Raw genomic sequence first — 25,790 nt, 5'->3', positions numbered from 1 at the left:
ATCCTTTCGGGGCGAAGACGGGTGGGCGAGGTAATGCGGTCCGGATGGACATTCGGTTTGACTAGAGGAACATCATGAACAGCCTGGCCATAACAAAGCTGATGAGTCCACAGGCGGGGAAGGTGAAGAACCACGTGAACATCATGTCCTTGACCACGCCGAAGTTGATGGCCGAGAGGCGCTTGACGGCGCCAACGCCCATGATGGCGCAGGTCTTGATGTGCGTGGAGGACACGGGGATACCGGTGAGCGTGGCAAGCAGCAGGTTTGCGGCTCCTGCCAGGTCGGCAGAGAAGCCCTGATACTTTTCGAGCTTAACCATGCTCTGGCCGACGGACTTGATGATACGCTCACCGCCCACGCTGGTGCCGATGCCCATGGTGGCCGAGCACAGCAGCATGATCCAGATGGGGATGCCGGCGTCGCCGACGCCGGTCTGTCCGTTGGCAAAGGCGACACCTAAAAAGAGCACGCCGATGAACTTTTGTCCATCCTGCGCGCCGTGCATAAAGCTCATGGCCGCGGCGCTCGCGATCTGAGCATATTTAAAGAAGACGTTGGCACGTCGCCTGTTGGCGGCAGCGAAAAGAATCGAGACGAGCTTGCACAGGACCCAGCCCATGACAAAGCCCAGACCGATGGAGAGCGCCAGGCCGTAGATGACCTTCATCCACTCGTGGACATTGACGCTGCTGGCGCCGCCGAGGGCGATGGCAGCGCCGGTCAGGCCGGCGATGAGGCTGTGGCTCTGCGAGGTGGGGATGCCAAAACGCGATGCCGTGGCGCCGTAGACGACGATGGAGAACAGGGCCGCGCAGAGGCACGCGAGCGCCATGGTGCTGTTTCCGCCAAAGTCGACGATATGGGAGATGGTGTTGGCAACGCTGGCATTAAAGTGCGTCATGATGAGCACGCCCAAAAAGTTGAACGCGGCACTCATGAGAATGGCGGCGCGGGCGGGCATGCAACGCGTGGTGACACAGGTCGCGATGGCGTTGGGCGCGTCGGTCCATCCGTTGACGAAGATGGCGCCGAGCGCGAGGAACACGGTGACGGCAAGGACTGGGTTCGAAACAAGTTGGCCGAGGAAGGCTGAGAACGTTACGTCCATATATGGGCTTTCTCGAAGTTTGCAGAAACGTTACAAAAACATGATAAATCGTATCACCTCCTGCGGGTTTCTTTACCGAGTTCTGACGGGAGAAGTGAATTTTTTGGCACTAAAATTGAATATTAGCCCTGTTGACCGCGGGTGTTCTTTTTGCTAACACGCCGTGAGGACACGTGCGCTCGCTCCGACACCCCAAAACCACAGTCTGTTCGCTTTACAATATGCAAACATGCGTTCGATAATAGGGGCATGGAATATCGACAGACAGATGGCAAAACTCGGCGCGTGCACAAGCAGTATGTGGACGTCGTGGCCCGCATCCTCGCGGGCGGACAAGTTGTGCCGGTTACCGTCTGCTGGGTCGACGGTCGCTGCTTTACGATTGACGAGATTGTCTCGTCTACCGGTTTTGGCCTGACGGTTCACGGCATTCGTACGGCAACCTATAAGGTTCGTTTTGGCGGACATACGACCGAGCTGTATCTGGAAGACCAGGCGCGTGAGCGACCGGATGGCTCGCAGGCTCATCTGATGCGGTGGTGGGTGTGGGCGTTCGACCGCACACTCGAGAGTGAGCGCCGCGGGTAAGAGCGCGCGCCATTCGGGTACAATGGCAGGAATCTTGTCACCTACGGCGCTGTCGCGGCGCTTTTTGAAAGGACGAAATTATGAACGATATCCAGGGCTATCAGAACGGCCCCATCGAGACCGGAGCAAGCCGTGCCAAGGAGATGTCGCCGCGCGCGTACAACCTTGCCATGTCTGCCCTGATCTTTTTGGGTTTTTGCGCTATGGGCGCTGGCGCCTACTTTACGGGCACCATGTCGTTTGCGCGCATGATGATGAGTGGCGTCGCCCTGCCGCTGGTCTTTGGCTCGTTTATCCTGACCATTGTCGGCATCGTCATGATGTCGGCCGCCGCCAGCAAGCAGTCCGTGGGCCTGTCGCTCGCGGGTTACGCGATCTTTGCGAGCACCTTTGGTCTGACCGCGTCGTTTGGCCTTGCCAACTACGACCTGCCCACCATCAACACCGCCTTTATCGCCACTGCCGCCATCACCTTTGTCTTTGGCGCACTGGGCGTGACCTTCCCCAAATTCTTCCAGCGTGTGTACGGCATTGGTTTTGGCATTCTGCTTGCCACGATTCTGGTCGAGATCGTGCTGATGTTCATGGGCGTCTCGCAGACCATCACCGACCTGATCGTGATTGTGGTGTTCGCCGGCTTTATTGGCTACGACACCTATGTGGCCACGACGGTGCCGCCCACGCTGCCCAACGCCGTGCTCATGGCGTCCAACCTGTTCGTGGACATTATCAACGTGTTCCTGCGCATTCTGAACATCCTTGGTCGTCGCGACTAGTGCCAGATTGCAGCGGTGCTTGCCGCGCGCAAATCGATGCGAAAGGCGGTCCTTCGGGGCCGCCTTTTTTGTACGCGGCGGGGTATCATGGATGGGAAAAGCCGATAGCGGCAGCGACCGAGAAAGGTGACCACTTATGGCAGACGTCGACAACAGGAACCGTAACCGTAGGCCCAACCGCGCGGGACAGCCCAATCCCAAGCGCGAGGCCCGTGCCAAGGCCGCCGAGCGTCACGTGGCGACTGTGTCCGAAGCGTGCGCAAAGGATATCGAGCGCTCGCTTGCCGGCGTGCGCGAGTTCGAGGGCATGCCTGCCGGATTTGTCGCGGCGATGAAGGCTAAGGCCCAGGTGGCTGCTGCCGAAGAGCAGGTTACCGATGAGTCTGAGGCCACCGAGGTTGCGCCTGCCGAGACCGAGGTCGTGGCCGAGCCTGTGCCCGCAGAGGAAGCCACGGAGACCGAGCCCGCGCCTGCTGCCGAGGAGCCCGCTCCGGTCCTGCCCGAGGTCACCGTGCTCGACGCCTCTGCCACGCAGGCCATTCTGGATAACGGCCGAGGCTACGCGCAGTTCTGCGACATGGCCGTGCTCGCCTTTGCCTCGTTCACCAACCCGGGCGGTGGCTACATCCAGGGCTATCTGGGTCAGGAGGCCACGCTCTGTGCCGATTCGTATCTGTACAATGTGCTCGATAAGCAGCGCAAATGGTACGGCGAGAACCGTCGCCGCAACATCAACTGTGAGCTGTACCGCAACCGCGCGCTGGTGGTGCCTGCGGTGCGCTTCGACCGTAACCACGTGCATGCGTACGCCGACGTGATCGTTGCCGCTGCGCCCAACGCCAAGCGCGCTCGCCAGGAGTATCGCGTGGGTGACGATGCCCTGCTGGACGCCCTGCGCGATCGTATCCGCTTTGTGCTGGCCATCTGCGACGAGCTTGGTCGCGAGAAGCTCGTGCTGGGCGCCTGGGGCTGTGACAACAACGGCTTTGACGCCGAGGCCGTGGCCGAGCTCTTCCGCAAGGAGCTCGCATCGGGCGACTTTAAGGTCAAGCAGGTCTTCTTTGCCGTGCCCTCTACGCGCTGGGACGAGGATTTTGCCAAGTTCGAGCACGTGCTGGCAAGCTTCCCCGAGCGCAACGAGGAGTCCTATGCCCAGGTTGCCGCCCGTGCCGCGGCCGCCCGTGCCGCCGAGCAGGCTCATGCCGCTGCCGAGGACGACGAGGATGATGACGACTGGCGCAAGTATCTGTAATCGGTGCGCGCTGACAGATAGGTCGAGCCGGCGGGAGGGGCTGCTCCCGTCGGCTTTTTGCTGAAGGAGGGGTTTGCGATGAAAAACGTCCTGTGCTTTGGTGACAGCAATACCTATGGCTACGATCCGGCGGGCATGCGCGATGGCACCGCGGTGCGCTATGCGCACGATGTGCGCTGGTGCGGCGTGGCCCAGCGCGACCTGGGCGAGGGCTGGCATGTGATTGAGGAAGGCCTAAACGGCCGCACAACGGTGCGCGACGATATGTGTCATCTGGACACCAATCTCAACGGTATCCGCGCGTTGCCGATGCTGCTCGAGGCCCATAAGCCGATGGACGCCATTGTGATCATGCTGGGCACCAACGACTGCAAGACGGTCTTTAACGTGACAGCTTCCGATATCGCCCGTGGCGCCATGGCGCTGATTCGCGCCGTCCGCGCGTTTCCGTGGACCGACGCTGCGCCCTGCCCGCGCATTCTGCTGATGGCGCCTATCAAGATTAAACCGCAGATCGCCGATGTGTACATGACCGACTTTGACGAGCGTTCCGTCGAGGCCTCGGAGCATTTTGCCGAATACTATGCGTATGTCGCTGAGCAGTTTGGCTGCGACTTTTTGAATGCCGCCGATTTTGCCGAGCCGGGCGATATCGATTATCTGCACATGATGCCCGAAAGCCACGAGAGCCTGGGCCATGCCGTGGCAGCCAAGCTCCAAGAGATGCTCGGTCAGTAGCGCGACCCCAAACCACCACAAAGGGACAGGCGCCTTTGCGGTGGTTTGTGCGGTGGTTTTGGCTGCTGGCTTTTTAGTACTGCCACATGTGGTTGACGGGGCCGGAGCCCTTGCCCATGTTCAGGCCGGCGGCGAGAGCGCCGGTTAGGTAGGCCTTGCCGGCGTTGACGGCATCGGCAAGATCCATGCCCTGGGCCAGCGCGCAGGCGATGGCGGACGAAAGCGTACAGCCGGTACCATGCGTGTTGTCGGTCTCGATGCGCTTGTGGCGGAACCACGTGGTGAGCGGATCGCCCAGGTGGTTGCCCTCGTCATCGAGCGGCGCGGGCTCTGCTAGCACATCGTTGGCCTCGTTGACAAAATGCCCGCCCTTAACGAGGGACGCGCAGCCAAAGCGGCGGGTGAGGAGCATGGCAGCGTTTTGCTGTGTGCGCTCGGAATCGACCTCGTAGTCGAGCAGCGCCATGGCCTCGGGAATGTTGGGCGTGATGACGGTCGCCAGCGGGAACAGGCGGCGTGTAAGCGCTTCGGCGGCGTCCTCGGCGATGAGACGAGCGCCCGAAGTGGCGACCATGACGGGGTCGACGACGATATTTTGTGCGTCCCAGGCGCTCAGGCGGTCGGCTATGACTTCGATAATCTCGGCAGAAGAAACCATGCCGATCTTGACGGCACTGGGGCGGATATCGTCAAAAACGGCATCGATCTGCGCCGCGACAATATCCGGGGAGATGTTCTGCACGGCGGTGACGCCTAGGGTGTTCTGTGCGGTGATGGCCGTGATGACCGTCTCGGCATACAGGCGGTGCGCCGTGATGGTCTTGATGTCGGCCTGAATGCCGGCACCGCCGCTGGAATCGGATCCTGCGATGGATAGAACGGCTGGTACCTTACTGCGATCCATGTTCGCTCCCTTGTTCGGTCGGATTCAAATGGGTCTCCTGCCCACATTATAAAGTTGCCCGGGCCGGCTGTATGCCGATCCCGGGCGGGTGGTGCAATCTTTACGTAAATGTAAGAAAATGTTCACACGTCAACAATTGACGAACGCCTTGTGGCCGATTATGGCTCCGGTGACGAGTTAGTCCTCCATGCCGAGGTCGATCGTCGTGCCTTCGAACACCTTGTTGACGGTGCGGACGGCGCACATCTTGCCGCACATGGTGCAGGTGCCCTCGGTGGCGGCGGGGGATTCCTCGTAGCGCTTCTTGCCGGTGACCGGGTCGAGCGCGCACTTCCACATGGCGTCCCAGTCGAGCTTGCGGCGTGCCTGGCCCATCTTGTCGTCCATGTCGCGGGCGTGGGGCACCTTTTTGGCGATGTCGGCGGCGTGTGCGGCAATCTTGGTGGCCATGAGGCCGTCGAGCACATCCTGGGCGTTAGGCAGGCATAGGTGCTCTGCCGGTGTCACGTAGCACAAAAAGTCGGCACCCGAGCTCGCGGAGATGGCGCCACCGATGGCTGCGGTGATGTGGTCGTAGCCCACGCCGATATCGGTCACCAGCGGCCCGAGCACGTAGAACGGGGCGTTGTGGCACAGGCGCTTCTGCAGTTTCATGTTGGCGGCGATCTCGTCGAGCGCCATGTGCCCCGGGCCCTCGACCATGACCTGGACGCCGGCGGCCCAAGCGCGCTTGCACAGCTTGCCCAGCTCGATCATCTCGGCGGTCTCGGTGGCGTCGTTGGAGTCGTAGAGGCAGCCCGGGCGGCAGGAGTCGCCGAGCGAAATCGTCACGTCGTACTCGTGGCAGATCTCGAGCAGCTCGTCAAAGTACTCGTAGAAGGGGTTCTCGTTGCCGGTGACCTCCATCCAGCCAAACAGCAGTGAGCCGCCGCGGCTGACGATGTTCATGAGACGGCCGGTCTCCTTAAAGGTTTTGGTGACCGACTTGTTGATGCCGCAGTGGACGGTCATAAAGTCCACGCCGTCCTCGGCGTGCGCGCGCACGACCTCGAACAGGTCGTCCTTGGTAAGCTTGACAAGCGGCTTTTCCATGTAGCCGATGGCGTCGTACATGGGGACGGTGCCCACCATGAGCGGCGTCTCGTCGATGAGCTGCTGGCGGAATTGGCGCGTCTTGCCCGAGTTGGAGAGGTCCATGATGGCGTCGGCGCCAAAGTCCTCGGCGATCTTGACCTTCTTCCATTCCTCGGCGGCATCGGCCTTGTCGCCCGAGATGCCCAGGTTGACGTTGACCTTGGTAGACAGGCCCTCGCCGACGCCAAAGGCACGCATGCCCTTTTTGATATGCACGATGTTGGCGGGAATGGCGATGCGGCCGTCGGCCACGCGCTCGCGGATGTACTCGGGGTCGCGATGCTCGCGCTCGGCAACCTCCTTCATCTGCGGTGTGATTTGCCCGGCGCGGGCGAAGTCGATTTGCGTGACGAGCTTGGGCTCGGTCTGTGTGCTCATTGGCACGGCTCCCTTCGTTGGCATTACCCATATCAGGTTTGCGGGTCAGGGCGGGCGCGCCCAGTCTCAGCCTGCCGTCTTGTCCTGCAAGCTCCCCGTTTATGTGGTGGGCTCAAGTATAGCTCGAATGGGTACGATTGACGCGACGAGCATGCCCGCGGGGAGGCGAACATGGAAGACAAGCATCTGTATCGAGAGACGCAGTGGGATGTGTCGGCCGAGGAGAGCCGCGCCCATCATGGGCTGGTCGCAATTGGTTTCGCGATTCTTGTCGTGATGGTGATTGCCTGTTGTATCTGGACATTTGGCGGGCGTGGGGGAGTTTCCTGGACGTTTGAGGCGGACGATAGCCTGCCGATTATGACGGCGAAGGTCGCGGGTGGCAATACTGTTGCCGCGCCGGGCGACTATTGGTATCCGCGCGACAAGTTTGTGCAACTGCAGCTGAGCGGTGGTTCCATTCCTGGTGAAGAGATCGAGCGTGTGACCTTCGATGCGTCGCTTAAGACGCTGTCGGTCGAGCTCAAAAATCAGGGGGATGTACCCACGACCATGGATATAGCCCTGACGGAATGGCGCCTGGAGCCTCCGTCGGGTGTTGAGGCGTCCGAGGTGGAGCACGTTAAGGTTACCTACCAAGATGGCTCGACGACCGAGATTGCAAAAGCCGACGGCCTGGCGGAATAGACGCCGTGCCTAGGCAGCACATTCAAAAGTAGTGGTAGTCCTACAAGGCCTGTTCGTTCAGGAAGACCAAAGTGTTTTTATTTGAAAGCTCGGGAAAGTAACGATAACCAACGTCGAACGCGGTGAGCCCGCTTACATCCTCGAACTTGTTTTCTGCCATCCAGCGCACCATGGAGCCGCGCGCTTTTTTGCTGGCGGTCGAGCGTTGGATGGGCTTGCCGTTGCGGATGCCTTCACCAAAGAGACATGTGACGACCGTGGTGTCGGTGGTGAGGCGGGTCAGAACGGCTTTGGCGTATTCCGCGCTGGCGAGGTTGACGATCGTGGCGTTGGAGCCTGCCGGAGCGATGACCCGTGCGAGCTTGTCGCCCCAAAACGCGTAGAGGTCTCGGGCATCGTCGACGGCAAGCTTCGCGCCCATCTCCAGCCGATACGGTTCAACGGCATGAAAGGGGCGTACGCATCCGTAAAGGCCCGAGAGGATCCACAGATGGTCTTGCAGCCATGCGAGCTGTGCGGAATCCATCACCTCGGGCGCCATGCTTTGGTATTGAATGCCGTGATAGGACATGACGGCAGGGGAGAGGTGACGGGCGAGTGCGGGATTGTCGAGATCGCCGTTTTGCAAGATGGGCTCGAACTCATGCAGGGTGTTGAGGCAGGGCCCCAGCAGTTTGTCACTCACGTTCCACAGCGCCTGCAGGCTGCCGCTGCCTTCATTCCGCTCGATATCTAGCAGTGCGCGGTGGAGGCGAGCCGTCTCGCGCACAAAGGGTGGAATGCCCAGGACTTCAAAAGCATCTTGGGCCGCGCGCATCTGCTTGGCGGGCGAAATGATGACCTGCAGCATGGACTCTCCTCTGCCAAAAAGGAAGTTGCGGTGTAATACGGTCTGTTTTGGCCGTTTATGGGCCAGTTTAGTCCGTATCTCACCGCAACTGATGAAGGGTTGATTATGCGCGCTCGAGGAAGGCCTTGTAGCCGCGATAGGCCTCGTAGATATCGGCCTTGTTGGCGACCTCCCACAGGGCGTGCATGGACAGGACGGCAACGCCGGAGTCGATGACGTTCATGCCGTACTTGGCCATGATGTAGGCGATGGTGCCGCCGCCGCCCGCGTTGACGCGACCGAGCTCGCAGGTCTGGAAGTCCACGCCGGCCTCGTCCATAATGTCGCGGATGAGGGCCATATACTCGGCGTCGGCGTCGTTGGAACCGCCCTTGCCGCGGCTGCCCGTGTACTTGTTAAAGCACAGGCCGCGACCCATAAAGGCTGCATTCTTGGTCTCGAACTTGCCGGCGTAGCCTGGGTCGAAGCCGGCGGATACGTCAGAGGAGAGCATGCGGCTGCGGGCGAGTGCGCGGCGCAGGGCCAGCGGGCTGCCCTCGCCGGCGAGCGTCATGATCTCGGCGACAGTGTTCTCGAAGAAGCGGCTTGTCATGCCGGTGGCTCCCACGGAGCCAATCTCCTCCTTGTCGACGATGAGCGTGATGCTCGTGCGCTCCACGTTGGCCACATTGATCTGGGCGAGCATGGAGGGGTAGGCGCAGACGCGGTCGTCGTGGCCATAGCCCAAAATCATGGAGCGGTCGAGGCCCATGTCGCGGGCGGGGCCGGCGGGCACGACCTCGATTTCGGCGGAGAGGAAGTCCTCCTCCTCGACGTCGTACTGCTCCTTGAGGATATCCAGGAACATCTGCTTGACGGGCTCGGTGGGGGCGTCCTTGTCGTCCTCGTCAAATTTTACGGGACGGCCGCCCACGATCACGTCGAGGATCTCGGCGTCGACGGCGTCCTTGGCGGGCTTGGACATCTGCTCGCTCGAGAGGTGGATCAGCAGGTCGGAGATGGTAAAGACCGGATCGTCGGCCTTGTCGCCGATGTTGATGTCGACGGTGGTGCCGTCCTTTTTGCAGATGACGCCCACGAGTGCGAGCGGGGAGGCCACCCAGTGGTAGCTCTTGACGCCACCGTAGTAGTGCGTGTCGAGGTAGGCCATGTCGCCGGCCTCGAAGGCGGGATTCTGCTTGAGGTCCAGGCGCGGCGAGTCCACGTGGGCGCCCAGGATGTTAAAGCCCTGCTCGAGCGGGGCGGTGCCCAGGTTGACGAGCATAAGATCCTTGCCGTGGTTGGCGGCGTACACCTTGTCGCCTGCCTTGAGCGCGCGGCCTTCGGCGATCACGGTCTCCAGGTCGACGTATCCCGCCTCCTCGGCCATCTTGATGCCGGTCTTGACGCACAGGCGCTCGGTCTTGTTCTCGCTCAAAAACTGCTTATAGCCGCGGCAAAGCTCCTCGAGCTCCTCGATTTGCTGTGGCGTGTACTTTTTCCATGCGCAGGGACGCTCCATGACGCAGGCTCCTTTCGGATCGATCGTGCTGGTTGTTGTACCGTGAGCCATCGTATCACGCGCGGGCTCACGGTGGCGGGGGAGCTTGATGCGCGGTGGCCGCGGGGCGGGGAGCGTGTAAACTGGAGTGAGCAAGCCGTGCCCAGTCCAAAGCGAGGTATTCAATATGTCTGACAAGCGCCGCACCTTTGCCGTTATCGACGGCAACTCGCTCATGCACCGCGCCTTCCACGCCGTGCCGCCGACCATGAACGCGCCGGACGGTCGCCCCACCAACGCGATCTTTGGCTTTCTGAACATGTTTCTTAAGATGATCGATGCCTTTAGCCCCGACGGTGTGGTCGTGGCGTTTGACAAGGGCAAGCCGCGCGTGCGCATGGAGATGCTGCCGCAGTATAAGGCGCAGCGCCCGCCCATGGACCCCGATCTGCATGCGCAGTTTCCCATGATTAAGGAGCTGCTCACGGCGCTCAACGTGCCAATTCTGCAGTCCGAGGGCTGGGAAGGCGACGATATCCTGGGAACCATGGCGCGCCTGGGTGAGGAGGCCGGCTGCGACATGCTGCTGGTGACCGGCGACCGTGACATGTATCAGCTTGTGACCGAGCACGTCAACGTGGTCTCGACTCGCAAGGGCCTGTCCGACGTGGCGATCATGACGCCCGAGAGCGTGGACGACCTGTATCACGGCATTACGCCGGCGCTCGTGCCCGATTTTTACGGCCTGAAGGGCGATACGTCGGACAACATTCCCGGCGTACCGGGCATCGGCCCCAAAAAGGCGAGCGCGCTCATCGCGCAGTACGGCAGCTTGGACGAGGTCATTGCGCATGCTGACGAGGTCAAGGGCAAGATGGGCGAGAACCTGCGTGCACACATCGACGATGCGCTGCTGAGTCGCAAGGTTGCGACCATCCGCACCGATGCACCTGTCGAGCTCGACTTTGACGCGACGTCCTTCCCATCGTTTTCTGCCGATGAGGTGTCCGCGGCGCTGGGCGCACTTGGCATTACGGCCATGCAGAACCGCTTCCTGGCGCTGATTGGCGGCGAGGGCGGGGTCGTGCCCGCTGCCAGCGCGCTCGAGATACCCGCGGTTTCGCGTGCCGCCGCCGGCGATGCTGAGGCACTTACTGCTGTGGCGGCCGAGATCTCTCGCGCGATTGAAGCGGGCGAGTGGGTCGCCGCCGTGGTGGACGATGACAAGGAGGAGGGTGCGCTCTTTGGCCTGACGCGTACGCTGTGGCTGGCGACGTCCAAGGGACTCTTTGCGCTCGAGGAAGCCGATGACGGCACGCCTGCCGCTGTCGAGGGCTTCAATTCTGCCCACGGCGTTATCGCTGGCGTGCTCGCGCGCCTGTTTATGGAGGGCCGCGTGGCGAGCCCGGACATGAAGGCGTTGCTGCATGAGCTTTCGCCCATCGATTCTTCTGAGCCCGAGCTCATGGACCCGCTGGCAGTCGATTCCGTGCGCATCTTTGATACCGTGGTTGCCGCGTACCTGTTGGATTCCGACCGCTCCGAGTTTGACGAGGCATATCTGGCCGATACCTATCTGCAGATGGCGCTGCCTGCGGCGCGCGGTGCGGATGGTGCTGGCGAGGACGCTCCTGCTCCTGCTGCCCGTACCGTGGCGTTGACGCTGGCACTCGTGGCGCCGCTTCGCGACCGCATGGCCCGCGAGAACGCCGCCAACGTGTTCGATGGCATTGAGATGCCGCTCGTGCCGGTGCTTGCCAAGATGGAGCGCGCGGGCATGCTCGTAGATCCTGACCGGCTGCGCAGCCTGTCCGAGGGCCTGGCGACCCAGATCACCGAGGTCGAGCGCAGCATTCGCGACCTGGCAGGTGATGAGACGTTTAACATCGGCAGTCCCATGCAGCTCTCGCACGTGCTCTTTGACGTTATGGGGCTTCCGACCAAGGGCCTCAAAAAGACCAAGCGCGGGTACTATTCGACCAACGCCAAAGTGCTGAGCGACCTTGCGCGCGACCACGAAATCGTGCGCCTGATTTTGGACTGGCGTGAGAAGTCCAAGATCAAGTCGACCTATCTGGACACGCTAGGTCCGCTGCGCCGTGGTGACGGTCGCGTGCACACCACGTACAACCAGACCATCACGGCAACGGGTCGCCTGTCCTCGAGCGACCCGAACCTGCAGAACATCCCGACGCGCTCTGAGCTGGGCCGTACCGTTAAGACGGCGTTTTCGGCAGGCGAGGGCAGTGTCTTTTTGGCGGTGGACTACTCGCAGATCGAGCTGCGTCTACTCGCGCATCTCTCGGGTGACGAGCACCTGGTGCGCGCCTTTAACGAGGGCGAGGACTTCCATGCCGAGACGGCCGCGCGCGTGTTTGGCGTTCCCGTATCCGAGGTAACGCCCGACTTGCGCAGTCGCGCCAAGGCCGTGAACTTTGGCATTGTGTATGGTCAGCAGGCGTACGGTCTGTCGCAGTCGCTACATATCTCGATGGCCGAGGCGCGTGGCATGATCGATCGCTACTACGAGGCCTACCCGGGCGTGCGCACGTTCCTCGACAACGTGGTGGCGCGCGCCAAGCAGACGGGCTACGCCGAGACCATGTATGGCCGTCGTCGCCATATTCCGGAGCTCAAGGCCAAAAACCCGCAACTCCGTGGCTTTGGTGAGCGTACGGCCATGAACCACCCCATGCAGGGCACCGCCGCCGACATCATCAAGATCGCGATGGCCCGCGTAAGCCGCCGCCTGGAAGAAGAGGGCTTTGCCGCCCACATGATCTTGCAGGTGCACGACGAACTGGACTTTGAGTGCCCCGTCGACGAAGTCGAGCGCCTCACCGCCATGGTCCGCGACGTCATGGAACACGTAGTAGACCTCCGCGTACCCCTCATCGCCGAAGCCAGCACCGGCATAACCTGGGCCGACGCGAAATAGGAAAGCAACCACAGTTCCAAAGTAACTAAAGGCAGAAGGGGGCTCCTTGCCAACAAGGAGCCCCCTTCATTCCAAAAAATCAGCCAAGTATCTAGACACCCAAGACGCCATCTAGGCGGCAAGCAAGTCAACATAGCCATGCCCGGGGCCGGCCGTTTGATTTTTGTAGATTCCGCACGAGCCGAAGGCCACTTAATGTGGCCTTCGAGCGAGCCCAGGACCTGACCGAGCAAAAATCAAACGGCCGGCCCCGGGCATGGCGACGAGATAGATTACCGAGCCGCCAAGATGGCGTCGATGAGCGTCAGTACGCCCCCGTCGTTGTTGCTCGGAATGCGCCACTTGGCGTGCGCGTTCATATGCTCCTCGGCATTGTCCACGATAAAGCTATGCCCGACGCGCTCGAGCATAGGGATATCGTTGTAGGTGTCGCCCACGGCGGCGGCATCGGCGATATCGATGCCCAAGTGCTCGCACAGGTGCGCGACGCCGGCGCCCTTGTCGACGCCCAGGTTCATAAAGTCGATCCACTCGCGGCCCGCATTGGTGACGTAGAGCTGATCCGAGAACGCGGGGTTATAGGTCTCGCGGAACGCAGGCTCGGCGTCGTAGGCGGGGAAGAAGATCGAAATCTTGTTGGATTCGACGTCAAGACCCTCAAAGGTGTCGATGTAGTTGATGGCAGAATAGTAGATGCTGATCTCGTCGTGGTACTTGTGGTCGCGCGCCAAAACGTAAGCATCGTCATAGCAGCACAGGACGGGAACGGCACGCGGGTCCTCCACGGCATGTGCCAGGACCTTGTGGTAGAGCGCCACATCGATGTTGCTCTTATAGATATAGTTGCCGCGATATATCACGCACGCGCCGTTATCGGGGCAAAAAGCGAGGCGGTTCTTGATGTCCTCGAACATCTCCTCGAGCTTGGGGGCGGGACGTCCGCTGGCGGGGCAGAATACGATGCCGGCTTCGGCGAGCTTGTCCAGGCGTTCGTCAAGGCCTTGCGGCAGCACGCGCTCGTCGGTCAGCAGCGTCTTGTCCATGTCGACGGCGATGAGCTTAATGTTTCCGATATTGGCGTCCGATTCGTAAGTTTGCATAAAACGCGCCTTTCGTTTCGAAATTGTTTCAGACGTTATAACCATCAACTCGTAACCAGGCGTATTTTCGCAGGAACGGAGCGTATTTGCACTGCATTTCACAAACTAATGAAAAAACTTTTCAGAAATTTGAATTTGTCGCTTGTGCAGCAGGCACTTTAGCGTAATATAGCGACCATCGAAAACGGAGGCGGCAAAAGAGCCGCTTACCGAGGAAAAGGTACCGTTTGCGATATTAGAATTGCGCCCGGCGATAGGTGAAAGGAGAGGCAGATGCAGTTCGTAAAGATCATCACCACTGCAGACAATGCCATCCGACGCCAGCGCGCAATTTCCCGACGACGATAACAATCGTCTCTGTCCGCATGGGGCGAATTGCCTCAACAGAGTCATTTTAAGGTCGTTGGGTTTTAGCACGACATTGCTGCATGTTTCTAGGGCATGTATGTGCTGATTTTTGCTATTTAACCTGATATTGCACGGTACGTGACCTTGAAATGACTTGCAACTGACCGATGTTCTAACTAGCTACCAAGGGCGAAAGGAAACAGCCATGAGCAAGGAAAAAGTCGTTCTCGCATATTCCGGTGGTCTTGATACATCCGTATGTGTCAAGTGGCTCCAGGACGAGAAGAATCTCGATGTCGTTTGCGTCTGCGGCAACGTGGGCCAGGAGGAGACCGGCCTGGATGCCAAGAAACAGAAAGCGCTCGACCTGGGCGTTCTTGATTGCCAGGTGCTCGACCTGCGCGATGAGTTCTCCGATGAGTTCCTGACCAAGGCCATCGCCGCAAATTCCATGTACGAGAACAAGTACCCGCTGCTTTCCGCTCTGTCTCGCCCGCTGCTCGCCAAGAAGCTTGTCGAGGTCGCTCACGAGTTTGGCGCGACCTACGTCGCCCACGGCTGCACCGGCAAGGGTAACGACCAGGTTCGTTTTGAGGCTGCCGTCAAGGCCCTCGACCCCGAGCTTAAGGTTATCGCCCCGGTTCGCGAGTGGGATCTGAAGTGCCGTCCCGACGAGGTCGCCTATGCTCACGCCCACAACGTGCCGGTTCCCGAGGGCGCTAACGACAACCCCTATTCCATCGACGACAACCTGTGGGGTCGTGCCATTGAGTGCGGCCACCTGGAGGATCCCTGGAACGAGCCGCTCGACGACGCCTGGGTTATGACCAAGAATCCCGAGGATACGCCCGACACCCCGACCTACACCGAGATTGAGTTTGAGGCCGGCAAGCCCGTCGCCGTCGACGGCAAGAAGATGAAGCTCTCCGAGATCGTCATCGCCCTCAACAAGATTTCGGGCGATAACGGCTTTGGTCGCCTGGACCTGGTCGAGGATCGCCTGGTGGGCCTCAAGAGCCGCGAGTGCTATGAGGTTCCCGGCGCCCTGACGCTTATCACCGCCCACAAGGCGCTCGAGGATATTTGCGTCGAGGGCGATCTGCTCAAGACCAAGATTAAGCTCGAGCAGGATTGGGCCACCGCCGTGTACAACGGCCAGTGGTACAGCCCACTCAAAAATGCACTCGACGCCTTTATGGCCGATACCCAGAAGTTCGTGACCGGTACCGTTCGTCTGAAGTTCTTTAAGGGCAACTGCCATGTTGTCGGCCGCAAGAGCCCCTTCAGCCTCTATGACTACGGTCTGGCCACCTACGACCGCGACACCACGTTTGACGAGAAGGCCAGCGCCGGCTTTATCGAGATCGACACGCTGTCGCTCAAGACGTGGGCTAAGGTTCAGGGTCCCAGCTCTGCTGCCGCGCAGGCTTAAGTCTTTCTCCCTTGGTATTCGCGCGGCCCATCCGCGTGATACATAACGGGCGCATGGGGTCCCTACCTTTCGTTATGCTTGCTGACACTTCTTAACATCGGTGGCCCCTACATTCCGCCCGCATATATGATGCCGCGTCTGCGGCTGAGTCCGAGCCCCGCCGGGGTTGTCCGGCGGGGCTCCTTCTATCAATTTGGCGGCTCTGCGCCTATATATATGAGGAGTATCCATTATGTTCAATGCTATCGCGCATGCTTTACTTGCCCTCGCGCCCGAGTTCGATGCTGCAAAGGTCGAGGATGTCCCTATGAGCCTGAAGGCATGGATTGACGGCTCGGCGAGCAACGGCTGGCGGGAGTCGATGGGCGCCAAGTGCCTGGTGCGTCACTTCTTTGCAAATTAGCCACATGGTCTCGCGCACGGCGGGGAATGTGCAAAACTAGCGGTTGATAAATCGCTTTAGCGACATGGCGCTTTGCTTTGGGCGCTTGTTTTGGTATTTGGAGAAAGGGGACGGTTCCATGGCTCTTTGGGGCGGTCGTTTTGAGACAGGCGTGGCCGAGGTCACGCAGGAGTTTGGCGCGTCGCTGCCGGTCGACAAACATCTCTATAAGCAGGATATCGCTGGCTCTAAGGCACATGCCAAGATGCTGGCGGCCCAGGGCATTATCAGTGCAAAGGACGAGCAGGCGATTGCCGAGGGTCTGACCGCAATCGAACAGGATATCGATGCCGGCAACTTTACCTTCGATATCAACGACGAGGACATTCATATGTCCATCGAGAGCGAGCTGACCCGTCGCATCGGCGAGGCGGGCAAGCGCCTGCATACCGGGCGTTCGCGCAACGACCAGGTGGCGACCGATACGCGCCTGGGCGTCAAGGCGCTGGCCAAGGAGCTCATGGAGGCCAATCTTGAGCTGCGCCACGTGCTGGTGAATGCGGCCAAACAGTACGACAAGGTGATTCTGCCGGGTTACACGCACATGCAGCATGCTCAGCCCGTGCTGCTGTCGCATCATCTGCTGGCGTATTCTTGGATGTTCGCGCGCGACTTTACACGCCTGAAGGCCGCCTTTGATGCTGCCGACAACTGCCCACTGGGCGCTGCCGCGCTTGCCGGTACGAGCTATCCGCTCGATCGTCAGATGACGGCCGCCGAACTTGGCTTTGCGGGCGTGATTCCCAACTCGCTCGATGCGGTTTCCGACCGTGATTTCCTCCTCGATCTGCATTACGCCGGCTCCGTCATGGCGATGCACCTGTCGCGTCTTTCCGAGGAGATCGTGCTGTGGTCGAGCTCCGAGTTTGGCTTTATCACGCTTTCCGACTCGTATTCCACTGGCTCGTCCATCATGCCGCAGAAGAAGAACCCCGATTTTGCCGAGCTTATCCGCGGCAAGAGCGGCCGAGTCTATGGCAACCTGGTGCAGCTGCTCGTGACCATGAAGGGCCTGCCGCTCGCTTATAACAAGGACTTGCAGGAGGACAAGGAGGGCGCGCTCGATACCGCCCATACGCTCATGCAGTGCCTGTCCGTTATGGCCGGTATGATTTCGACCTGGACCGTCAACGAGGATGCCATGGCGCGCGAGTGCGGCGTGGGGCACCTTGCCGCCACCGATGTTGCCGATTACCTGGCCAAGCGTGGCCTGCCGTTCCGCGAGGCCCACGCCGTGGTGGGCCATTTGGTCCTGATGTGCGAGAAGCGCGGCTGCAATCTTGAGGACCTGCCGTTTGAGGTGTTCCAAGAGGCTAGCCCGCTCTTTGAGCACGACATTACCGAGGCGCTCGACATTCCGTCGATTGTCGCTGCACGCACGACCGAGGGCGGTACCGCCCCTGCCGCCGTTGCCGTGCAGCTGCAGCGTGCCCAGGCACAACTCGTTGCCGACGAAGGTGTGCTTGGATCGCTGACCAAGGTCGTCGAGATGGGCCACGGGGCAAAGTAAGGGTTTAGTTGAAGCGGCTTTGGCCATTTATTGATAAATCGTTTTTGCTTTTACGGGCGTCTGTTGCTGCGGGCGCCCGTATTTTGTTGTAATGGGGAAGGGGCTTGTCGATAACTTCTGTAGGACCTTTGGGCAGGTTGTGAAGGGGCTACGTTCACGGGCGGCAACCGACCGTCCGCTCGGTTCGGTGCGGTTGATGCGCGGTCGGATGGTACTCTAATCGGGCTTCGAAACAGAAGTGACACATATGGAACGTTTTAATAAATTGTAGTGTTTCAATAAACAGTTTTTTGTTTAACTGCAGCTAAAACTCTGTTACGATGCAGTCCAGGCGGGTGCCGGAATGGGACTTGGGCACGCGCGAACCTACTTGAAAGGCTACCTTATGGCTATCGAGAAGACCTTCATTATGATTAAGCCCGACGCTGTGCGCGATCGCAAGATCGGCGAGATCGTCGCTCGCATTGAGCGTAGCGGCCTTGTCATCGAACGCATGGAGATGACCACGCTCGAGCGTGCTACCGTCGAGGAGCACTACGCCCATCTGGCCGACAAGCCCTTCTTTGGCGGTCTCTGCGACTTTATGACGAGCGGTCCGGTCGTCAAGATGGTCGTTTCCGGTCTCTCCGCCGTCTCCAAGATGCGCACCCTTATGGGCGCTACCAACCCGCTTGACGCTGCCCCCGGCACCATTCGCGGCGACTTCGCTGTCGATGTCAACGCCAACGTGATCCACGGCTCCGACTGCCTGGAGAACGCCGAGATCGAGATCAAGCGCTTCTTTGGCTAAACCAGCTTTGACTCCTCAAAGCTGTTAGCGTGTGGCTTTGGCGCCGCGGAATTCCATCCGCGGCGCCCTTTTTATTCCAGTAGATTTCTAGGTATATCCCAAAAATCTACTAAACAGCCCCCGTCCGGAACACACTGAACTGCCTCCCATTTCTCATGTCCAAGAAATGGGAGGCAGTTCAGTGTGTTCCGGACGGGGGCTGTCGTTAACGTATGGTGTTGTAGGTCTTTAAGCCTCGTCGACGACCTTGAGTCCGCGGGTCTGGTCAATCTCGTTGATGAGATTGACGCGACGCTCGTGGCGGCCGCCCTCAAACTCGGCGTCGAGCCACTCGTCGACAATCATCTTGGCGAGCTCGGAGCCCACGACGCGGGCACCAAAGGCGAGCACGTTGGTGTTGTTGTGCATGCGGGAGAGCTTGGCGCTGAAGGGCTCGGAGCACACGACGGCGCGTACGCCCTCGACCTTGTTGGCAGCCAGGCTAATCCCGACGCCGGTGCCACAGATGATGATGCCCAGGTCGACGTCGCCGTTGGCAACGGCCTTACCCACCTTGTAGCCGGCGATGGGGTAGTCAAAGCTCTCGGAGGTGTCGGTGCCAAAGTTCACGACCTCGCAGCCGCGCTCCTTCAGGTGCTCGGAGATGATGTTCTTGAGCTCGACGGCGGCGTGGTCGTTACCGATACCGATCTTCATGGATGCTTCCTCTCTGGTCTGTGCGGCGAGATTGCTAAAGGTTTTACCGCGTTCGACTGCATGATAGCGCGACTTTTGTGTAAACGCTCGGGCGTTTTTTGCTCAAACGCTTTAGCATGCAATAAGACCGGCTTATCATAAATAATGCCGCCAATTTGTGCTCGAGCGCCGTCCGCCGGAACCATGGTTGTGGTTTTTGATGCATTGTTATCAAATAAAATAACGAACTATTTTGAGAGCCCAGCCCGTTATACAAGTAGGAGATACCTATGCCTGCCGATTCCCTTCGTGATACCGCGTTTTGCGATGTTTTGAACCGCGAGCTTGTCTGTGCGCTCGGCTGCACCGAGCCCATTGCCGTTGCCTATGCAGCGGCGCTGGCGAGCCAGACGCTCGGCTGCGAACCCGACCATATGGATGTTGCCTGCTCGGGCAACATCATCAAGAACGTAAAGAGCGTGACCGTGCCTAACTCGGGCGGTATGCATGGTATTGAAGCCGCGGCCGTGCTGGGTGCTGTGGGCGGCGACGCCAAGAGCGCGCTCGAGGTGCTCGAGAGTGTTGACGATAAAGACCGTGCTCGCGTGGCCGAGCTCCTCGCCGATGCCGGCTACTGCGATGTGTCGCTTGTCGAGGGCGTGCCCAACCTCTACATCAAGGTGACTGCCACGGCCGGGGGGCATACCGCGGTCGTCGAGATTACCGACCACCACACCAATGTTACGTGCCATACACTCGACGGTATTCCGGTGTGCGGCAAGTCGGTGGGGGAGTGTGCCGCCTGCGCCGAGCGCGTCGTGGCCGAGCGTGCCGCCGATAACGCCGATACGCCCATGTCGATCGAGACCATCATCGACTTTATTGAGGACGGCGATGTTGAGGGCGCCCGCGCTGCCGTTGAGCGTCAGATTGAGCTGAACGGCGCTATTAGCGCCGAGGGCTTGGCGAACGCTTGGGGCGCCGAGGTGGGCCGTACGCTGCTGGGCGCTCGCGCCGACGATGTCGCCTGCCGTGCGCGTGCGCGTGCCGCCGCCGGGTCTGACGCCCGTATGAACGGCTGTGCGCTACCGGTCGCCATTGTGTGCGGCTCGGGCAACCAGGGTATTACCTGTGCGTTGCCCGTTATGGAATATGCCGACTACCTGCGCTGCGACCACGAGCGCCTGGTGCGCGCCGTGATGCTGTCCGATCTTATTGCCGTGCATATCAAGAGCTATATTGGTGCGCTCTCGGCGTTTTGCGGTGCTATTTGCGCTGCGTGCGGTGCCGGCGCGGCGATTACCTGGCTGTGCGGTGGCACGCGCGAGCAGATCGGCGCGACGGTCTCCAATACGCTCGGTAACGTGGGCGGCATCGTGTGCGATGGCGCCAAGGCAAGCTGCGCCGCTAAGATTTCCGCTGCCGTTGATGCGGCGATTCTGGGCCACGATATGGCCATGCAGGGCCGCGGCTTCCGTGCCGGCGAGGGCCTGATTCAGGATACGGTGGAAGAGACGATCGCCAGCATGGGCTATGTGGGCCGCGTTGGCATGAAGGATACCGACGTCGAGATCCTCAACATCATGATCGGCAAGACCATCGTCGACTGCTAGGGGCTCTGGGGCACTGCATCTTGTTGTTGAAACTATCGCGCTTGTGGCTGTAAAGCACCTGTCTGCATTGCGGACAGCGAGGATCTCGCGGTATGTCACCAGGTCGTTCTCGCGCTTGATGCGCTCGAGGACGGTCGCGACAACAAGCGCCGCTATCGCCGGCAGGAACGCCGCAGCCGCGGCGACGCTGGCGCCCCAGGTGCCCTCCATCCAGTTAAACGCCGGCGACAGTATCAGTGCGAACGCCACCGCCAGCAACGCGAGCATCAGCACGGCCAGCCATAGCATCCGCGTTCCCATGCGCTTGCGATCTCTTTCGACTGCCTCTTCCATAACGGTCACGTCTCCCTTCACGAGCGTGTCTATGGAGGTGTCGAATAGGATGCTCAGCATGAGCAGACTCTGGACGTCCGGATACGTCTTGTCCCGCTCCCAGTTGCTGATCGTCTGACGCGACACGTAGAGTTTCTCGGCGAGTTGTTCTTGGGAGAGCCCCATCGCCTCGCGCCGCGTCTTGATCTGGTTGCTGATGTCCATCGTCACCTCCCGGTCGTGAAGGAGCGTCCCGCGAACACGCCGGGTGCGCTATCGAATCTGTTGTACATCATATGCGGCAAGGCTTGCCGGGCGCTGCAAAAACTGTTTTGCACGGGGTTTACCTGCATGACTGTTGCTGCGATGGCTTAGCGATGTTGTCGAGCAGTCATCCAAGTGCGCAGGCCCATGGCGGCGTAGCCGATTGCGGTATAGGCAACCCCATGGAACGCAAGGTCCCGGCTGCCCTCGACCGCGAGGGGAAACAGGAGCGCGGATCCGATTCCGAGCGCCGCGGGTATCCAGAAGAGCGTCCTCGCGGAGTTCGCGGCGAGCAGGCCGAGGGCGATCGCAGTTACGGGGAGCACGAGGTAGATCAGCGTCATCATGGCGATCATGCCGGCATCGGATGGGACGACCCTCACCAGGAGGACGGGGATTGCCCAGCAGGCGCCAACGATTGCGATCAATGCGATGAGGGACGCGCGTACGGTGACGTTCATGGGGCACCTCCTAACGGGAATCGCCCCCATTCTGGCATACATCTTCAGAATGGGGGCTAAGGGGGATACCATTTCGGGGAACGGGTGCGTACCCGCGCTTTTAACTCAGCATCTTGGCGAGCATGCCGATGCCGACGCCCACCAGTCCGCCGGCGATGGCGCCGATGATGATCTGCACCGCGTTGCGCGTGCCCTTGACCCAAGGGTTCATCTCGCGCTCACGGCGCCCCTCGAGCGTGTCGCGATCGACCTGCTCGCCGCGGCTAAACGCCAACACCTCGCGGTACGTGACGAGGTCGTGCTGCTTCTTCATGCGTTCCATATACACGAACGCCACGAGCATCACGACGAGCGCCACGGCGGCAAACGCCGCGGTGGGCGCGATGTGCATGCCCCAGCCCCATTCGAACTGGAACGCCGCCCACGCGCTCAGCACCAAAAACACGACCGCGCTCACGACCGTGATTGTGGAGAGGGCGTTGTACTTCTTGACCGCTTTGTTCATTACCTGTGCCATGGTTTCCACATCTCCTTTGATGAGGGAGTCCACGGTCACCCCGAACACGTTGGAAAGCAGCAGCAGGCTCTGGACATCCGGATACGTACGGCCGCATTCCCAGTTGCTGATGGTCTGGCGCGACACGTAGATGCGCTCCGCCAGATCGTCTTGGGACAGTCCGAGCTCCGTGCGATGCTCCTTGATGTGCGAGCCCAGCTCCATGCGTTTGCTCCCTAGAGGGTCGGGGTGACCCCTGTCGAGAGCCACCATGTCATTGACGCGAGCATCGTACCATCAAAGGTCTTTATATTTGACCCCCACGGGGCAAAATCGAGCTGTCAAAAGGCTTTATATACGACATCTAGCTGGGAAAAGAACGGTCCCCAAAGGCGGATGCCTCCGGGGACCGGTTGGTGCGTATAGAGGGGGCGAGCTTGCTTTGGGTTGGTGTTGGCCCCGCCGCTCGGCTCGACTTTGGAGCGGCGGGGCTCAGCTCTGCCTCGGCGCTGGCGAGGCAGAGCGCGGCTTTGCCCCGACGTCGGCAGCGGCCGAGCCCTGTCTTCCCGGCTTAGCCCTCTTCGCCTTTGGGCGTGCCCTTGAACGAGGGCTCTTTCTTTGGCAGCCTTCCCGCGCGTTTGAGGGCGTCTCGCAAGATCCATTCCACCTGACCGTTGGCGCTGCGCATCTCATCGTCCGCCCAGCGTTGGACGGCCTCCCAGATAGCGGGGTCTATACGGAGTGGATACTGCTTGCGTGCCATGACGTGCCTTCTTGTCGAATGTGCAATTTTGCACCCGTCCCCAAATTACTCATTGGTGTTGGGGTTAGTACAGCGAGCCTGCGTTGAGCACCGGGTGCGCCTCGGATTCACCGCAGAGCACCACCATGAGGTTGCTGGCCATCTGCGCCTTGCGCTCGTCGTCGAGCTCGATGGTGCCGCCGGCAGCCATCTCCTTCACGGCCATGTCGACCATGGAGACCGCGCCCTCGACGATCTTCTTGCGTGCGGCGATGACGGCCTCGGCCTGCTGGCGGCGCAGCATCGCCTGGGCGATCTCGGGGGAGTAGGCGAGGTGCGTGAGACGTGCATCGTCGACCTCGACGCCGGCGGGCGCCAGGCGCATCGCGAGCTCGCGGCGCAGGGCTTCGGAGACCTCTTCCACATTGGCGCGCAGCGTGATGGCGCCGGCGGCATCGGACTCGTCCTCCAGGTGGTCGTAGGCGTACACGCTCGCCACGTGGCGCAGCGCCGTCTCGGCCTGCATGGCGACATAGCTCTGGTAGTCGTCGACGTCGAAGAGCGCCTTGGCGGTATCGGCGACGTGCCACACCACGACGGTTGCGATCTCGATGGGGTTGCCCATTTTGTCGTTGACCTTCAAGCGCTCGCCATTCAGGGTGCGCACGCGGGTGGAGATGGTGGTGGGGTTGCCCTTGGCGGCCTTCTGCGCCGCGGCCTTGGCGGCCTTGGAATCGCTCATCTCGAGCTCGATCATCTCGCCGATCCCGGCCGATCCGCCCATGCTCTTGCTAAAGAACGGGTTGGCCCAGAAGAAGCCCTCGTCGCGGACGGTGCCCACGTACTTGCCGAACAGGATGCACACGCGCGCCTGGCCGGGCTGCAGCGAGAAGAATCCGTTGAGTGGGATGAACCACAGGCAAAACGCGAGGATGCTGAGGCCGAGCCCCCATCCGTAGACTGCGGGCGCGTCGACGCCGTCGGGCGTGCTCGCGAGCCCGATGGTGCTCCAGATAAAGAGGCCGATGATGGCGATGAGCGCCACCGCCACGGCGACGAGCATGCCGTAGCCCGACTTGGCCTTGAGTTGCTTTTCCACGCTCATTGTGAGTTCCTTTCACGACTGCGCCGGCGTTTGCGTGACGTCCCCGGCGCCGCGCTCCAGATTGCGATGGGGAGGAGGCGAGTCCCCGAGCAGTCCGTGCGACTGCTGATTGCATTGTGATATCACATTGAGACCAAGTCAAGGAGAATCGGATGCCGTCTCTCATGGCATAAGTGGTTCGGGGCGCCCGGCATCTACGCTCCGTAGAGGTCTTCCTGTTGCATCTTGGCTCGCAAGTCCCTATAATAGCCCCACTCACGGCTGAAGGTTTACCTCGAGATTTGGAAAGGGGAGCTGCACCATGCTTGCTTCCATGAGGATTTGGCTCTAGCCACGGTCGCGTGAGCGACCGGTACTTCGCTGCATACCACCGATCGCATCAAAGGATTATTCCATGACACAACCGAATCCCTGCGCTTCTTGGAAGCGCTCGCTCGCCATCGTCTGGATCGGCGAGTTCTTCTCCGTGCTCACGAGCTCCATTCTGCAGATGGGTCTCATCTGGCACGTCACCCTCACCACCGGCTCCGCGAGCGCCCTGTCGTTCGTGAGCCTGGCGGCCTTCTTGCCCATGGCGCTCCTCGGCGCCTTCGCGGGCACCATCGTGGACCGCACGTCCATCAAGCGTCTCATGATCGGCGCCGATCTCTTCATCGCGGCCGTGAGCCTCACGCTTGTCTTCGGCTCGCTTCGGGGCGACCTTTCTGTCGCCGTTGTGGCGGCGGTGCTGTTCGTCCGTGCGCTGGGCAGCACGCTCCATACGCCCGCCTTCAACGCGCTCACACCGCTCATCGCCCCGCCCGAGGTGCTCGGCAAGCTGGCGGGCATGCTGCAGTTCATGCAGTCGGGTAGCTATATCATCGGCAACGCCATCGCCGCGGCGGTCTACCCGGCGTTTGGTCTGACTTTCATGATCGCGCTCGATGTCGCCGGGGCGGTGCTCGCGAGCATCGCGGTGGCGACCTCCGGCATCAAGACGCCGGCGCCCGAGCGCCATACGCCCGAGGAGAACGCCGAGGCGTCGCACCGCGCGGTGCGGGCCTTCCTATTGGAGACGGCCAACGGGTACCGCGAGCTCAAACGCCATCACGGTCTGTTCGCCATGCTCTGGATCGGCTTCGCCTTCTCGGTCCTGTTCTCGCCCATATCCGCGCTGTTCCCGCTCATGGTGTTCGACCATTTTGGGGGCACCACTACGCAGTCGGCTATCGCGGAGATCGCGTTCTCGGTCGGCATGATCGCGGCGAGCGGCTGGATCGGGGCGACGGGTGGCCTTAAGAACCGCGCTCTTTCGTGCACGCTGGCCATCGGCCTCTTCGGAGCGGGCACGCTCGCGGGCGGCCTCGTGCCCCCTTCCGCGCTCGTTGTGTTTCTGGGGCTTACGTTCGCGATGGGGGTCTCGAGTCCGCTGTACAGCGCGCCGCAGATGGCGCTCATGCAGGAGCGCGTCGATCCCGAGTGCATGGGCCGCGTCTTCGGTCTGTACGGAGCGGTCTGCAGCTGGGCTATGCCCGTGGGGCTCGTCGCATCGACCTTGTTCGCGGACGCCATCGGCGTAAGCGCGTGCTTCGTGCTCATCGGTGCTGCAATGGTGATCCTAGCAGGCATCACCTGGGCGATCCCGAGCATCCGCAAGATTGGGTAGCGCTCTGGCGGAGTGCGTT

23 protein-coding genes and 1 pseudogene are annotated in these 25,790 nt (G+C 60.8%); 12 read left to right on the top strand and 12 right to left on the bottom strand.

Annotated elements, in window-relative coordinates; all coding sequences use genetic code 11:
- Positions 1-61 precede the first annotated feature (61 nt).
- On the bottom strand, positions 62-1,111 hold the full coding sequence (locus tag ACQRC0_RS02845) for an inorganic phosphate transporter (protein WP_427719222.1): 1,050 nt from the start codon (positions 1,109-1,111) through the stop codon (positions 62-64).
- Positions 1,112-1,396: 285 nt separating this feature from the next.
- On the opposite strand from ACQRC0_RS02845, the gene ACQRC0_RS02840 reads away from it, so the two are divergent.
- The 4 genes from ACQRC0_RS02840 to ACQRC0_RS02825 all read left to right on the top strand — a co-directional run bounded on the left by ACQRC0_RS02840 (position 1,397) and on the right by ACQRC0_RS02825 (position 4,465).
- Positions 1,397-1,699, top strand: coding sequence for a hypothetical protein (locus tag ACQRC0_RS02840; protein WP_195838523.1), 303 nt, complete (start codon positions 1,397-1,399; stop codon positions 1,697-1,699).
- Positions 1,700-1,779: 80 nt separating this feature from the next.
- Positions 1,780-2,475, top strand: a complete 696-nt coding sequence (locus tag ACQRC0_RS02835) for a Bax inhibitor-1 family protein (protein WP_427727606.1) — start codon at positions 1,780-1,782, stop codon at positions 2,473-2,475.
- 136 nt (positions 2,476-2,611) lie between these two features.
- Positions 2,612-3,727, top strand: a complete 1,116-nt coding sequence (locus ACQRC0_RS02830; RefSeq protein WP_427727605.1) for a TIGR02452 family protein — start codon at positions 2,612-2,614, stop codon at positions 3,725-3,727.
- A 78-nt stretch (positions 3,728-3,805) separates the two neighbouring features.
- Positions 3,806-4,465 (top strand): SGNH/GDSL hydrolase family protein, encoded by a 660-nt coding sequence (locus ACQRC0_RS02825; RefSeq protein WP_427727602.1) that lies wholly within the window; start codon positions 3,806-3,808, stop codon positions 4,463-4,465.
- Between the two features lie 73 nt (positions 4,466-4,538).
- Here ACQRC0_RS02825 and thiD read toward each other — a convergent pair whose 3' ends face one another.
- Positions 4,539-5,369, bottom strand: a complete 831-nt coding sequence (thiD, locus tag ACQRC0_RS02820; protein ID WP_427719233.1) for a bifunctional hydroxymethylpyrimidine kinase/phosphomethylpyrimidine kinase — start codon at positions 5,367-5,369, stop codon at positions 4,539-4,541.
- A 177-nt stretch (positions 5,370-5,546) separates the two neighbouring features.
- Positions 5,547-6,881, bottom strand: a complete 1,335-nt coding sequence (gene thiC, locus ACQRC0_RS02815) for a phosphomethylpyrimidine synthase ThiC (RefSeq protein WP_427727600.1) — start codon at positions 6,879-6,881, stop codon at positions 5,547-5,549.
- Positions 6,882-7,052: 171 nt separating this feature from the next.
- Here thiC and ACQRC0_RS02810 point away from each other — a divergent pair, with 171 nt between their 5' ends.
- Positions 7,053-7,568 carry a hypothetical protein gene (locus ACQRC0_RS02810; RefSeq protein WP_427727598.1) on the top strand — a complete coding sequence of 172 codons (516 nt, stop codon included), beginning with the start codon at positions 7,053-7,055 and terminating at the stop codon, positions 7,566-7,568.
- A gap of 40 nt (positions 7,569-7,608) precedes the next feature.
- Here the strand turns inward: ACQRC0_RS02810 and ACQRC0_RS02805 are convergent, their stop codons facing one another.
- Complete coding sequence (locus ACQRC0_RS02805; RefSeq protein WP_427727597.1) at positions 7,609-8,418, bottom strand: YaaA family protein; 810 nt, start codon at positions 8,416-8,418, stop codon at positions 7,609-7,611.
- Between the two features lie 103 nt (positions 8,419-8,521).
- Positions 8,522-9,919 (bottom strand): aminopeptidase, encoded by a 1,398-nt coding sequence (locus tag ACQRC0_RS02800; RefSeq protein ID WP_427727595.1) that lies wholly within the window; start codon positions 9,917-9,919, stop codon positions 8,522-8,524.
- A gap of 166 nt (positions 9,920-10,085) precedes the next feature.
- Between ACQRC0_RS02800 and polA the strand changes: the two genes are divergently transcribed.
- The gene (gene polA / locus ACQRC0_RS02795; RefSeq protein WP_427727593.1) at positions 10,086-12,836 is read left to right on the top strand and encodes a DNA polymerase I; all 2,751 of its coding nucleotides are present in this window, start codon (positions 10,086-10,088) and stop codon (positions 12,834-12,836) included.
- A gap of 272 nt (positions 12,837-13,108) precedes the next feature.
- On the opposite strand, the gene ACQRC0_RS02790 is transcribed toward polA, so the two are convergent.
- Positions 13,109-13,936 carry an HAD family hydrolase gene (locus ACQRC0_RS02790; protein WP_427727591.1) on the bottom strand — a complete coding sequence of 276 codons (828 nt, stop codon included), beginning with the start codon at positions 13,934-13,936 and terminating at the stop codon, positions 13,109-13,111.
- A 553-nt stretch (positions 13,937-14,489) separates the two neighbouring features.
- Here ACQRC0_RS02790 and ACQRC0_RS02785 point away from each other — a divergent pair.
- The 4 genes from ACQRC0_RS02785 to ndk all read left to right on the top strand — a co-directional run bounded on the left by ACQRC0_RS02785 (position 14,490) and on the right by ndk (position 18,458).
- A complete protein-coding gene (locus ACQRC0_RS02785; RefSeq protein WP_035138001.1) occupies positions 14,490-15,716 on the top strand; it encodes an argininosuccinate synthase in 1,227 nt (408 codons plus the stop codon).
- 232 nt (positions 15,717-15,948) lie between these two features.
- Positions 15,949-16,119 (top strand): hypothetical protein, encoded by a 171-nt coding sequence (locus tag ACQRC0_RS02780; RefSeq protein ID WP_154515301.1) that lies wholly within the window; start codon positions 15,949-15,951, stop codon positions 16,117-16,119.
- Between the two features lie 118 nt (positions 16,120-16,237).
- Positions 16,238-17,668: an argininosuccinate lyase gene (gene argH / locus ACQRC0_RS02775; RefSeq protein WP_427727590.1), complete on the top strand. Its 1,431-nt coding sequence runs from the start codon at positions 16,238-16,240 to the stop codon at positions 17,666-17,668.
- 385 nt (positions 17,669-18,053) lie between these two features.
- The gene (gene ndk / locus ACQRC0_RS02770) at positions 18,054-18,458 is read left to right on the top strand and encodes a nucleoside-diphosphate kinase (protein ID WP_055251725.1); all 405 of its coding nucleotides are present in this window, start codon (positions 18,054-18,056) and stop codon (positions 18,456-18,458) included.
- Between the two features lie 228 nt (positions 18,459-18,686).
- Here ndk and rpiB read toward each other — a convergent pair whose 3' ends face one another.
- Positions 18,687-19,154: a ribose 5-phosphate isomerase B gene (gene rpiB / locus ACQRC0_RS02765; protein ID WP_427727588.1), complete on the bottom strand. Its 468-nt coding sequence runs from the start codon at positions 19,152-19,154 to the stop codon at positions 18,687-18,689.
- Positions 19,155-19,423: 269 nt separating this feature from the next.
- On the opposite strand from rpiB, the gene ACQRC0_RS02760 reads away from it, so the two are divergent.
- Positions 19,424-20,746, top strand: a complete 1,323-nt coding sequence (locus ACQRC0_RS02760) for a serine dehydratase subunit alpha family protein (protein ID WP_427727586.1) — start codon at positions 19,424-19,426, stop codon at positions 20,744-20,746.
- A 366-nt stretch (positions 20,747-21,112) separates the two neighbouring features.
- On the opposite strand, the pseudogene ACQRC0_RS02755 reads toward ACQRC0_RS02760, so the two are convergent.
- From ACQRC0_RS02755 to ACQRC0_RS02735, 5 genes and pseudogenes are all read right to left on the bottom strand, one after another.
- Positions 21,113-21,283: pseudogene (locus ACQRC0_RS02755) on the bottom strand (helix-turn-helix transcriptional regulator); the annotation flags it as partial.
- Between the two features lie 146 nt (positions 21,284-21,429).
- Positions 21,430-21,783, bottom strand: a complete 354-nt coding sequence (locus ACQRC0_RS02750; protein ID WP_427727584.1) for a hypothetical protein — start codon at positions 21,781-21,783, stop codon at positions 21,430-21,432.
- Between the two features lie 100 nt (positions 21,784-21,883).
- A complete protein-coding gene (locus ACQRC0_RS02745; protein WP_427727582.1) occupies positions 21,884-22,504 on the bottom strand; it encodes a helix-turn-helix domain-containing protein in 621 nt (206 codons plus the stop codon).
- Between the two features lie 346 nt (positions 22,505-22,850).
- Positions 22,851-23,042, bottom strand: coding sequence for an Arc family DNA binding domain-containing protein (locus tag ACQRC0_RS02740; RefSeq protein WP_117734980.1), 192 nt, complete (start codon positions 23,040-23,042; stop codon positions 22,851-22,853).
- A gap of 64 nt (positions 23,043-23,106) precedes the next feature.
- Positions 23,107-24,126 (bottom strand): SPFH domain-containing protein, encoded by a 1,020-nt coding sequence (locus ACQRC0_RS02735; RefSeq protein WP_117734981.1) that lies wholly within the window; start codon positions 24,124-24,126, stop codon positions 23,107-23,109.
- A gap of 394 nt (positions 24,127-24,520) precedes the next feature.
- Here ACQRC0_RS02735 and ACQRC0_RS02730 point away from each other — a divergent pair, with 394 nt between their 5' ends.
- Complete coding sequence (locus ACQRC0_RS02730) at positions 24,521-25,771, top strand: MFS transporter (RefSeq protein ID WP_117799207.1); 1,251 nt, start codon at positions 24,521-24,523, stop codon at positions 25,769-25,771.
- Positions 25,772-25,790: the final 19 nt, after the last annotated feature.

Origin of the sequence: Collinsella sp. SGI.033 (genome assembly GCF_050315135.1) — a bacterium.
In the GTDB taxonomy this organism is placed as follows: domain Bacteria; phylum Actinomycetota; class Coriobacteriia; order Coriobacteriales; family Coriobacteriaceae; genus Collinsella.
The sequence above is the reverse complement of the archived record's forward strand: the minus strand, read 5'-3'. Positions and strand labels throughout refer to the sequence as shown.